The organism is Planctomycetota bacterium, assembly GCA_016872555.1.
GTDB lineage: Bacteria > Planctomycetota > Planctomycetia > Pirellulales > UBA1268 > F1-20-MAGs016.
The window spans coordinates 1-11,205 of the sequence record VGZO01000077.1; the positions used below are offsets into that span (position 1 = coordinate 1).

9 protein-coding genes are annotated in these 11,205 nt (G+C 71.0%); 6 read left to right on the top strand and 3 right to left on the bottom strand.

From position 1 onward, the window contains the following. Positions 1-239 precede the first annotated feature (239 nt). The 5 genes from FJ309_16135 (at position 240) to FJ309_16155 (ending at position 7,045) form a co-directional block, all read left to right on the top strand. Positions 240-626, top strand: coding sequence for a hypothetical protein (locus FJ309_16135; GenBank protein ID MBM3956113.1), 387 nt, complete (start codon positions 240-242; stop codon positions 624-626). 91 nt (positions 627-717) lie between these two features. Further along, positions 718-2,130 (top strand): type I glutamate--ammonia ligase, encoded by a 1,413-nt coding sequence (glnA, locus tag FJ309_16140; GenBank protein ID MBM3956114.1) that lies wholly within the window; start codon positions 718-720, stop codon positions 2,128-2,130. A gap of 219 nt (positions 2,131-2,349) precedes the next feature. Then, complete coding sequence (locus FJ309_16145) at positions 2,350-5,253, top strand: DUF1553 domain-containing protein (GenBank protein MBM3956115.1); 2,904 nt, start codon at positions 2,350-2,352, stop codon at positions 5,251-5,253. Positions 5,254-5,269: 16 nt separating this feature from the next. Next, the gene (locus tag FJ309_16150; GenBank protein MBM3956116.1) at positions 5,270-6,751 is read left to right on the top strand and encodes a DUF1501 domain-containing protein; all 1,482 of its coding nucleotides are present in this window, start codon (positions 5,270-5,272) and stop codon (positions 6,749-6,751) included. Positions 6,752-6,772: 21 nt separating this feature from the next. Next, positions 6,773-7,045: a hypothetical protein gene (locus tag FJ309_16155; GenBank protein ID MBM3956117.1), complete on the top strand. Its 273-nt coding sequence runs from the start codon at positions 6,773-6,775 to the stop codon at positions 7,043-7,045. Here the strand turns inward: FJ309_16155 and FJ309_16160 are convergent. Beyond that, positions 7,039-7,293, bottom strand: coding sequence for a Txe/YoeB family addiction module toxin (locus tag FJ309_16160; GenBank protein MBM3956118.1), 255 nt, complete (start codon positions 7,291-7,293; stop codon positions 7,039-7,041). The two genes, FJ309_16155 and FJ309_16160, sit on opposite strands and share 7 nt — an antisense overlap. Then, positions 7,290-7,541: a type II toxin-antitoxin system prevent-host-death family antitoxin gene (locus FJ309_16165; protein ID MBM3956119.1), complete on the bottom strand. Its 252-nt coding sequence runs from the start codon at positions 7,539-7,541 to the stop codon at positions 7,290-7,292. Before FJ309_16165 ends, FJ309_16160 begins: the two co-directional genes overlap by 4 nt. A gap of 635 nt (positions 7,542-8,176) precedes the next feature. Between FJ309_16165 and FJ309_16170 the strand changes: the two genes are divergently transcribed. After that, entirely contained in the window at positions 8,177-8,398 is a 222-nt protein-coding gene (locus FJ309_16170; GenBank protein ID MBM3956120.1) for a hypothetical protein, read from the top strand. A gap of 125 nt (positions 8,399-8,523) precedes the next feature. On the opposite strand, the gene zwf is transcribed toward FJ309_16170, so the two are convergent. Then, positions 8,524-10,410, bottom strand: coding sequence for a glucose-6-phosphate dehydrogenase (gene zwf / locus FJ309_16175; protein ID MBM3956121.1), 1,887 nt, complete (start codon positions 10,408-10,410; stop codon positions 8,524-8,526). Positions 10,411-11,205: the final 795 nt, after the last annotated feature.

An 11,205-nucleotide genomic window follows, 5' to 3' on the forward strand; every position in this document is an offset into this window, starting at 1 on the left:
GAGGCCATGCTGTCGATCGGGTCGCTGGTGCCGCTGCAGGCGTTGCGCGACGATTCGTGATCAAGCCCGTCGCGATGCCACGCTGGGGCTGTCTTCAACACGTCGCAATGCCACGCTGGGGCTATCTTCAACACGTCGCGATGCCACGCTGGGGCTATCTCTAACACGTCGCAATGCCACGCTGGGGCTATCTCTAACACGTCGCAATGCCACGCTGGGGCTATCTCTAACACGTCGCAATGCCACGCTGGGTCCTGCTCGAACACGTCGCTGCCCCGGACGACCCGGTCGGCCGGCACTACGACCTGCTGCTCGAGGCCGGCGAGTCGTGCCGGACCTGGCGGCTGGCCGAGATTCCCCGCGCCGGCGGCCCGGCCGTGCCGGCGGTGGCGATCGCCCCCCACCGGCTGGCGTGGCTCGACCATGTCGCCGGGGAGGTGTCTGGCGGGCGCGGCTTCGCGCGGCGCGTCGACGGCGGCACTGCCGACGTCGCCGAGCCGGCCGACGGCCGCCTCGGCGAGGCGGCGCGGATCGTCGCGCTCCTCGGCGGCGTGATCCTCTCCGGCGTGCTCGTCGTCGAGCGCGACGACAGCGGATGGAGCGCGGCGCTGCGCCCCGACGGCTGAGGCGATCGCCCCGGCCCGGTTCGTCGGGCGCGCGACGGTATCATGGCCCCGCCGCCGACCCGCGGCGGCCAAGCCCAGGAACCCGCTCGCCATGAAGCCCCGCGAAGTCCTCGCCCTGTGCCGCGAGAAGGAAGTCAAGGCGGTCGACCTGCGGTTCGCCGACTTCCTCGGCGCCTGGCAGCACGTCACGATCCCCGTCGGCAAGCTCGACGAAGACGTCTTCGAGGACGGCCTCGGCTTCTCCGGGTCGAGCCTCACCGGCTGGCAGTCGATCCACGAGAGCGACATGCTCCTGGTGCCGGTGCCCGAGACGGCCGTCGTCGATCCGTTCGCCGCGCTGCCGACGCTGGCGATGATCTGCTCGATCCAGGATCCGATCACGCGCGAGGACTATCCGCGCGACCCGCGCCACGTGGCGCGCAAGGCGACCAACTACCTGCGCGGCACCGGGATCGCCGACACCTGCTTCGTCGGCCCGGAGGTCGAGTTTTTCGTGTTCGACGACGTCCGCTTCGACCACAACGCCCACGAGGGCTACTACCACGTCGACAGCGCCGAGGGGGAATGGACGCGGGGGCGCGACGACCAGCCGAACCTCGCCGGCACGCTGCGCCACGGCCAGGGCTACCTGCGCAGCCCCCCGGGCGACCGGCTGATGGACGTACGCAGCGAGATGATGCAGGCGATGATCCAGTGCGGCATCGACGTCGAGGCCCAGCACCACGAGGTAGCCAGCGCCGGGCAGTGCGAGATCGACATGCGCTACCAGGATCCGGTGCGGATGGCCGATCAGGTGTGCCTCTACAAGTACGTCGTCCGCAACGTCGCCAGGCGCAATGGCAAGACGGCGACGTTCATGCCCAAGCCGCTCCACGGCGACTCGGGCTCGGGGATGCACACCCACTTCTCGCTGTGGCGCGACGGGCAGCCGCTGTTTGCCGGCTCGGGCTACGCGGGCTTGTCGGACGTCGCCCTGGCGGCGATCGGCGGGATCCTCCGCCACGCCCCGGCGCTGCTGGCCCTGACCAATCCCTCCACCAACAGCTACAAGCGCCTCGTGCCCGGCCACGAGGCCCCGGTGCACCTCGCCTACTCGCAGCGCAACCGCTCGGCCGCCTGCCGGATCCCGGTGGTCTCGGCCAATCCGCGGAGCAAGCGGATCGAGTTTCGCTGCCCCGACGCGCTGGCCAATCCGTACTTCGCCTTCGCCGCGATCCTGATGGCGGCGATCGACGGCATCCAAAACAAGCTCCACCCCGGCGAGCCGTACGACGCCGATCTCTACGATCTCGCGCCGGCCCGGCAGGCGGCGCTGCCGCACGTGCCGCGGTCGCTCGACGAGGCGCTCGAGGCCCTCGAGCGCGACCACGATTTCCTCCTCCGCGGCGACGTGTTCACGCCCGACGTCATCGCCACCTGGATCGCGCACAAGCGCCGCCACGAGATTGAGCCTTTGCGCCTCCGGCCGCACCCCTATGAGTTTTGCCTGTATTACGACGCCTGAGCGGGGGGCGGGCGATGTTGGGCCGGGGGTGGGCGCGGGGTATGATTTGCTCCGACGGTCGCGGTCGCGGTCCGTTAGCCTCCGCTCGGGCTCGCCGGCCTCTGGGACTGGAATAGGCACGGTCGCTGTCGCGCGCGCGAGGGTGTCCGCGGCGGGATCGGCCCCTCGGTGCGTGAGCGGTGACGTTCCTGCATGAGTCTGCATGAGCCGGATCGACCCATGAACCAGCGCGAGCGGTGGCCGGCGGCGGTGAGGCGAGCGGCGCTGGCGGTGCTGGCGGTGCTAGTCGCCCCGGCGCTCGTCCCATCTGCCGCCCGGGGCGCCGAGCCGGTGGCGATCGAGTTTTCGCGCGACATCCAGCCGCTGCTCGCCCGGCGCTGCTACGCCTGCCACGGGCCCGACACGCAGGAAGCGGGGTTGCGGCTCGACGAGCCGACGGCCGCGATGGCGGCGCTCGATTCGGGGAGCCGGGCGATCGTGCCTGGCGACCCGGCGACCAGCGCCATCCTGGCGCGCGTTTCGTCGACCGATCCCGACCTGCGGATGCCCCCCGAGGGAGCCGCGCTGTCGGCGGCGCAGGTCGACGCGCTCCGCGGCTGGATCGCCGCCGGGGCGCCGTGGCAGGAGCACTGGGCGTTTCGCCCGCTCGTCCGCCCCGCGGTGCCCGAGCTGGCGGGCGTCGACCACCCCATCGACGCCTTCATCCGCGCCGGGCTCGAGCGCCGCGCGCTGCCCGTTCCCGCGGAGGCCGACCGGCTGGCGCTTGTGCGCCGGGTGTCGTTCGGGCTCACCGGCCTGCCGCCGTCGGAAGCGGAGCGCGAGCAGTTTCTCGCCGACATGTCCCCGGGCGCCTGGGAGCGGCTGGTCGACCGCCTCCTCGCCAGCCCGCACCACGGCGAGCACCAGGCCCGGCACTGGCTCGACCTGGTGCGCTACGCCGACACCAACAGCTTCGAGCGCGACGGCCCCAAGCCCCATTCGTGGCGCTACCGCGACTACGTGATCCGGTCGTTCAACGACGACAAGCCGTTCGACCGCTTCACGCTCGAGCAGCTCGCCGGCGACGAGCTGCCCGCGCCCACTCCCGACGACCTCGTCGCCACCGGCTACTACCGCCTCGGCCTGTGGGACGACGAGCCCGCCGATCGCCTCCAGGCGCGCTACGACTGGCTCGACGACATCGTCGCCACGACGGGGCAGGTGTGGCTCGGCCTGTCGATCAACTGCGCCCGCTGCCACGACCACAAGATCGATCCGCTGCCGCAGCGCGACTACTACGCGCTGTTGGCCTTCTTCCACAACGTCACGCCGATGGCCAACGGCGGCGACCAGATCGAGCGGGCGCTGTTCGCCGACGATGCGGCGCGGCGCGACCACGACGCGCTCGTCGCCGACCTCGAGCGCCGCCGCGGCGCCGCCCAGGCCGCCGTCACGGCGCTCGAGACGCGCTTCCGCGAGCGGCTCGCCGAGGCGGGGGGCGGCCCCGACGGGGGCGACATCGACGACCTCGCCTTCCGCTTCTACCGCGACACCTGGGACAAGCTCCCCGACTTCGACGCCCTCGAGCCCGAGGACCGCGGCACGCTCCCGGCGGGCCTGTTCGACATCGCCGCCGCGCCGTCGCTCCGCCCCGACCACTTCGGCTACGTGTTCACCGGCTTCCTCAAGGTTCCCGCCGACGGCGACTACACCTTCTCGCTCGATTCCGACGACGGCGCCCGGCTCGTGCTCGGCGGGGCGACGGTCATCGACCACGACGGGATCCACGGCGAGGGCAGTCCGCAGGTCGCCACCGTGACGCTTGCCGCCGGCCGCGTGCCGTTGCGACTCGACTATTTCCAGGGTGCCCAGGGCAAGGGGCTCTCCGTCTCCTGGTCGGGGCCGGGGTTCGTCGGCCGCCGGCTCTCGGCGCTGCCCCGGTCGGGGCGCGGCAAGAAGAAGGAGTCGGAGCTGGCGGCGGCGATCAAGGCCGACAGCGTGCGGCTCCTCGGCGACGACTGGAAGCGCGACTACGACGCCGCCGTGGCGGCGCTGGAGGTGCTCAAGAAGGAGCAGGTGCCCGTCGAGAAGGCGCTGGTGGTCAGCGAGCATGGCCGCGACGCGCCGCCGACCCACGTTTTCTACCGCGGCAATCCCCACGTTCCCCGCGACCCGGTCGAGCCGGGCGTGCCGGCGATCCTCCGCACGCAGGCCCCCGAGTTCGCACCGCTTCCCGACGGCATCTCCTCGACGGGGCGGCGCACGGCGCTGGCCCGGTGGCTCGTCTCCCCCGACAACCCGCTCACCGCGCGCGTGCTGGTCAACCGGCTCTGGCAGCACCATTTCGGCCGTGGCCTCGTGCGCTCGAGCAGCAATTTCGGGATGCTCGGCGACCCGCCGACCCACCCCGAGCTGCTCGACTGGCTGGCCAGCGAGCTGGTGGCGGGAGGCTGGAAGCTGAAGCGGATCCACCGGCTGATCGTGACCAGCGCCGCCTACCGGGCCAGTTCCCGGGCCGACACGGCGGCGCTCGCCGCCGACCCGCTCAACGACGCCCTGTGGCGCTTCGACATGCGCCGGCTCACCGCCGAGGAATTGCGCGACGCGATCCACGTCGCCAGCGGCCAGTTCAACCCGAAGATGGCCGGCCCCGGAATCTATCCCGAGATCCCCGCCGAGGTCCTCGCCACGCAGTCGCGGCCGGGAAGCGGCTGGGGCGATTCACCGCCGGAGGAACAAGCCCGGCGGAGCGTCTACGTCCACGTCAAGCGCTCGCTGCTCACGCCCCTGCTCGCCGACTTCGACGTCGCCGACACCGATACCTCCTGCCCGGTGCGCTTCGTGACCACGCAGCCGACGCAGAGCCTGGGGATGATGAACGGCGCCTTCCTCCACCGCCAGGCGCGGGCCTTCGCCGAGCGCGTGAAGCGCGAGGCCGGCGGGCCCGACGGGGCGCTGGAGCGGGCGATGGTCGGGCGCGCCATCGAGCTGGCGTTGGCGCGGCCGGCGACCGAGGCCGAGATCGACCGCGGCGTGGCCCTCGTCGATTCCCTCGAGGACCACGACGGCGTCGGCCCCGGGAGGGCGCTCGAGCTCTACTGCCTCCTGCTCCTCAACGCCAACGAGTTCTGCTACCTCGACTGACCCCGGGGCCCCACCGATGCCACACCGTCGCCAGGCGTTCTGCGGACGGACGCGCCGCGAGTTTTTCTGGGAGGCCGGCGCCTCGTTTACCGGCGTTGCGCTCGCCGGCCTGCTCGACCAGCCGTTCCTCGCGCGGCAGTCGCGCGCCGCCGACGGCGTGACGCCGTTTGCCAATCCGCTCGCCGCCAAGCCCCCGCACTTCGCCCCGAAGGCGAAGAGCGTGATCTTCCTGTTCATGTACGGCGGCCCGAGCCACGTCGACACCTTCGATCACAAGCCGAAGCTCTATGCCCTCGACGGGCAGACGATCGAGGTCAAGACGAAGGGGCGCGGCGGCGAGAAAAACCAGGGGCGGGTCGTCGGGCCGAAGTGGGATTTCCATCCCCACGGCGCGTGCGGAAAGATGGTCTCGACGCTGTTTCCCCACGTCGCACGGCACGTCGACAAGATCGCCTTCCTCCATTCGATGACGGCCGATTCGCCGATCCACGGCTCGGCGATGCTGCAGATGAACTCGGGGAAGATCCAGTCGGGCGCCCCGTGCCTCGGCTCGTGGGTCAACTACGGCCTCGGCAGCGTGAACGACAACCTCCCCGGGTTCGTCGTGATGCTCGACCCGACCGGCGGTCCGATCTCGGGGGCCAAGAACTGGTCGAGTGGCTTCATGCCCGCCACCTACCAGGGCACGATCCTCCGCAGCAAGGGAGCGCCGATCCTCGACCTCGCCCCGCCCGACGACTTCCCGCTCGCGGCCCAGCGGACGTTTCTCGACGGCCTCCGCGACCTCAACACCGCCCACCTCCTCCCGCGCGGCGACAACAGCGAACTGGCGGCGCGGATTGCCGCCTACGAGCTGGCCTGGAAGATGCAGGAGCACGCCCCGGAGGCGGTCGATCTGGCGCGCGAGACGGCCGAGACGCGCGCCCTGTACGGCCTCGACGAGCCGCGGACCGCCGACTTCGGCCGCCGCTGCCTGCTGGCGCGGCGGCTGGTCGAGCGCGGCGTGCGCTTCATCCAGCTCTACTCCGGCGGCGCCCACAACGACGACAACTGGGACGCCCACGGCGACCTGAAGAAGAACCACGACTTCCACGCCGGCAACACCGACCGCCCGATCGCGGCCCTGCTCGAAGACCTCGACCGCACCGGCCTCCTCGACGAGACGCTCGTCGTCTGGGGGGGCGAGTTCGGCCGCCAGCCGACGGCCGAATATGCCGAGGGGACCGGCCGCGACCACAATTCGTTCGGATTCACGATGTGGATGGCCGGCGGCGGCATCAAGGGGGGCGTGAGCGTCGGCGAGACCGACGAGCTCGGCTCGGCGGCGATTTCACCTGTCGAGGGGGAGAAGCCGGGGTTCCACGTCAAGCGGCTCCATGCCACGATCCTCGACCGGCTCGGCCTCGATCCCAACCGGCTGAGTTACTTCTTCGGCGGCCTCGACCAGAAGCTCGTCGGCGTCGAGCACGTGGCGCCGATCCGCGAGATCCTCGCCTGAACACGACTGCGTGAGCGTTCGATGGGGCTGCTTCGCGACATGATCCTCGCCGCGGTGCCGGCCGGCGTGAAGGCGTCGATGGAGCGCGACTCGCGCGCCTGGAAGCTCACCTGCCCGTGCGGTCACACGCGCAGCATCTGGGACATCGGCGGGATCCGCTGGAAGGCAGCGGGCGAACCGCGAAAGCTCCTCCGCTGCCCGGCCTGCGGGAACCTCCGCTGGCACCGCACCCACTGGCAGCCGGAGGGGCGAGGGGGGGCCGCCCTTCGACGCGGGCCGGGCGCTCGTCAATAGTGGTAGCGCAGCTGGGCGATCACGAGAGCGTCACCGTCGACCGTGTAGACCATGCGGTGCTCGTCGTCGATGCGCCGCGACCAGTACCCGGCGAGCGCGAACTTCAACGGCTCGGGTTTCCCGGTGCCCGTGAACGGCGTCCGGGACGCCTCGCGGATCAGGGCATTGATCCTGGCGAGCCGTTTCCTGTCGGTCTTCTGCCAGTGGAGATAGTCGTCCCACGCCTCCTCCGCGAAGACCAGCCTCACTCGGCGAGCCTCCGCGCCTTGCCCTTGCCGCGCCTGAGGCTGGCGATCGCGGCCAGGAGCCGACGGGCATTGGCGGGAGCGCGGAGGAGATAGGCCGTCTCCTCGAGGGCTTTGTAGTCGTCGAGCGACATCATCACCACGGACTGCTCGCCGTTCCTCGTGATGATCAGCGGTTCGTGGTCGGCACACACCCGGTCCATGGTGTGGGCCAAGTGGGCGCGGGCGGCGGTGTACGTGATCGTGTCGATGGCCCAGTCTCCGGTATGTACGTCTTACTGTACATTCCCGGTCCCGCTCGGTACAGAGAGGATCGGGAGCGGGAATCCCCGGGCGCGTCCGGCTCGCGGCCAGTGAACGAGGTGCTCGGGCCGCCGGACGCGGCCGACGGCGATCCGGGAAACCCGCGGCGTTTCCCGCGGTAGCCCGAGTGGAAACCGGCCGCGGAGGGCACTGTCCGAGGAAGGCGAGCGGTCGACGACGGCAAAGGAATCCGTCTCGGGGTGGCAACGGCGGACGCTCATGGGTAGACTTTTGTTCATGTCTCCGCGGGGAGCGAGTCCTTCGCCCCGATCGGCCTAGTCGCCGCCACATGCACGAGGCCCCCGATGGTTCAGGTGACCGTCCCCGCCGCCGCGGCTGCAGCCTTGGCGGCTGCGCGGGAGCCGATTGAAGTGCGCGACGAGTCCGGGAAGCGACTCGGATACTTTCTGCCGCCCGTGCTCCACCAACGGCTGCTCCACGAGTGGGCGCAGCGACACGTCACTCCGGCCGAAGTGGCGGCAGCGCGCACCGAGCCCGGCGGATGCTCGCTGGCGGAAGTCTGGGCCCGCCTCGGCTGCGGATGACATTCACGGTCGTCTGGAAGCCGGGGGCAGTCGAGGCCTTGGCGGCAGCGTGGCTGAGCTCGGACCGGCGCGTCGACGTCGCGGCCGCCGCGGACGAAATCGAACGTCTCCTGCGAACCGGTCCGACCGATGTTGGGGTGCCGGGGCCGCTCGACAGCCGGATTCTCGTGTGCGTGCCGTTGGCGGTCGTGTTCGACATTCGGCCGGATGACCGAATCGTCGAGGTGCTGCGTGTCGTTACGGTGCCCTCCGAGGCATGACGCCACTGCCGATCACAAAAAGTGACCGGCCGCCGGACGCGGCCGACGGCGATCCGGGAAACCCTCGGCGTTTCCCGCGGTCGCCTCAGTGGACAAAAGCCATGGAGGGCTTTGTCCACGGACAGCTAGCGCCGCTGTGCCGCCAGGCGACGGAATTCCTCTTCTGCCGCCGGGAAGTCGGCGAGGATCCGGCCGTAGTCGGGGCCGTCGAGGACGAGCAGATCGCATGGCGTGAGGGCGCGCACCGTGGCGCTTCGCGGCTGGTCGAGGAGCAGCGCCATCTCGCCGAAGCAGTCGCCGTCGGCCATCGTGGAAAGCCGCGTGCCGTCCGGGGCGATCACCTCCAGCCGGCCGTGGCAGACCACGAACAGCCGGTGGTCATGGTCGCCGGCGCGGACGACGTCGCTGCCGGCCGGGATCGCCAGGGGCTCGAGTGCCAAGGCGAGCGTGTTGAGCAGCACCGGCGGGGCGGTGGCGAACAGGGCGTTTTTCGCCAGGGCGTCGCGGGGGAGGAATTCCTGCCAGCGGCGGCCGTGGCGCGAAAGCAGATCGCTGGCCGCCTGCGGGCCCCAGCTCCCCGCCGCGTAGTTGGGGAACCCGGTCGGCGGCTCGGCCTGCCAGGTGTCGAGCACCGGCTGCATGATCCGCCAGCCCGCCTCGACGAAGTCGGTGCGCGAAAACAGCGTCGGGTCGCCGCCGAGCGCCGCGTGGAGGAGCACCTCGTAGCCGGTGCCGCGCGAGGCCTCGAAGGTGTCGGCGTAGTCGAAGCGCATCCCGGCGCGCTGCAGCTCGAAGCCGGTGCCGGGGCGCTTGGCGAGGAGGCGGATCTCCACCCCCTGGTGCGGCTGGATGTGGAACACCAGCACGTTGCCGGCGGTGGCCAGCGGCCCCGTCCCCGGCTTGAACTGCACGACGACCTCGGTGCCGCGCTTCCACAGGCTCTTGCCACTGCGGAGGTAGACCGGCATCCCGCGCCAGCGGGCGTTGTCGAGATGGAGCGTGAGGGCGGCGTAGGTCTCGGTGGCCGAGGCGGGATCGACGGCGGGCTCCTCGCGGTAGCCCACGGCCGGGCTGCCGTCGGCCTTCTTCCCCGGGCCGTACTGGCCGCGCACGCACTCGTCGCGCACCGCCGCGGCCGACGGGATCCGCACGCTCTCCAGGACCCGCGCCTTCTCGTCGCGCACCGCGTCGGGGTCGAGCGACGCGGGGGGCTCCATGCAGACGTAGGCGAGCACCTGGAGGAGGTGGTTTTGCAGCATGTCGCGGACCACGCCCGTCTTGTCGTAATACCCGCCGCGCGTCTCGACGCCGACGGTCTCGGTGGCCGAGATCTGCACGTGGTCGATCGAGTCGGCGTTCCACACCGGCGCGAACAGCGGATTGGCGAGCCGGAAGGCGAGCAGGTTTTGTACCGTCTCTTTGCCGAGGTAGTGGTCGATCCGGTAGATCTCCTCCTCTTTCCACTGCGCCAAAAGCGCGCGGTTGAGGGCCAGGGCGCTGGCGAGGTCCTTGCCGAACGGCTTCTCGACGATCAGCCGGCGCCGCCCCGGCAGGTGTGTGAAACCGGCGGCGGCGAGGCCGTCGTTGACCGTGGCGAAGAATTCCGGCGCGATCGCCAGGTACAAGAGCGTGTTGCCGGCGGCGGCGGTGCCGCGCCCGGCGTCGTCGATCGCCGCGCGCAGCCGCGCGAAGGCGGCCGGATCGGTGAACTCGCCGGCGGTGTAGTGGAGGCGGCTTTCGAGCCAGTCCCAGGCGTCGGGGTCGAAGCTCCGCCGGGTGTTGAACTTCCCGATCTCGTCGCGCTGCTGGAGGCGAAACTCGGCGCTGGTCATCGCCTTGCGCGCCATGCCGACGACGGCGAAGTCGTCGGGAAGGAGGCCGTCGCAGGTGAGGTTGTAGAGCGCCGGAATCAGCAGGCGCTTGGTGAGGTCGCCGGAGGCGCCGAGGATCGCGAGCACTCCCGGCGGCGCCGCCGTGCTGCCGGCCGCTCCACCGCCATTTCCCCCTGCCATGGCACCCTCCTTCACTTGTCCCGCGCGCTTTCCGGCCGATCAATGTCGGCTCCCGCCGAGCGGGCCGCAATCGGGCGATCCCGCCGCCGCTCACGGCAGCGTTTTCGCCGCCGGCCGCGGGGCAGGCTCCGCACCGCGGTCGTCGCTGGGGTGACGGACCGAACGGCCGCATCCCCTCCGTTTTTCGACGTGGCAGGTGCCGGCAACGGGTCGCGCAGGGTGAGTGGTAGACTTGGTGTCCTGCTTGAGGGCTCGTTTGCGAGTCTCTCGGGAGACTCATTCTCCGCTCGCTGCACCTGGCGTCCTGCCCCATGATCGCGGGACCGTCGACGACTTCGCCGAGCCTGATCGCGGGCCTCGCCGAGGGGCCGGCCAACGCCAAGGCCTGGGCCGAGTTCGTCCGCGTCTATTTTCCCCACGTTCTCCGCTGGTGCCGCCGCCACGGTGCAGGGGCTGGCGCGGTCCTCCGGCCAGTATGCCACGAGCGACGACCTCGTCGCCGCGGCGCGGCAGGCATTCTCCTGCCACTCGGCCCTCGGCGAGCCCGAACGGGCGTTTCCGCTGGTCGACGCGGCTGTCGCGATGGCGGAGCAGGCGCTCGAGCCGTACGCCCTGCCGACCCGCACGGTCGTCGTCGCTCGCGCCGCGAAGCCCCCACTCCCTGCAATCCGCGGCCTGTCGCGCTTCACCGGCTCCATCCCCCCAGGGAGACATGGCCCTGCCTTGCCACAGGGCCAATATGGGAATGCGGTTTCACGTATGAAGACGTCCATCGAGATTCCCGATGAGCTCTTC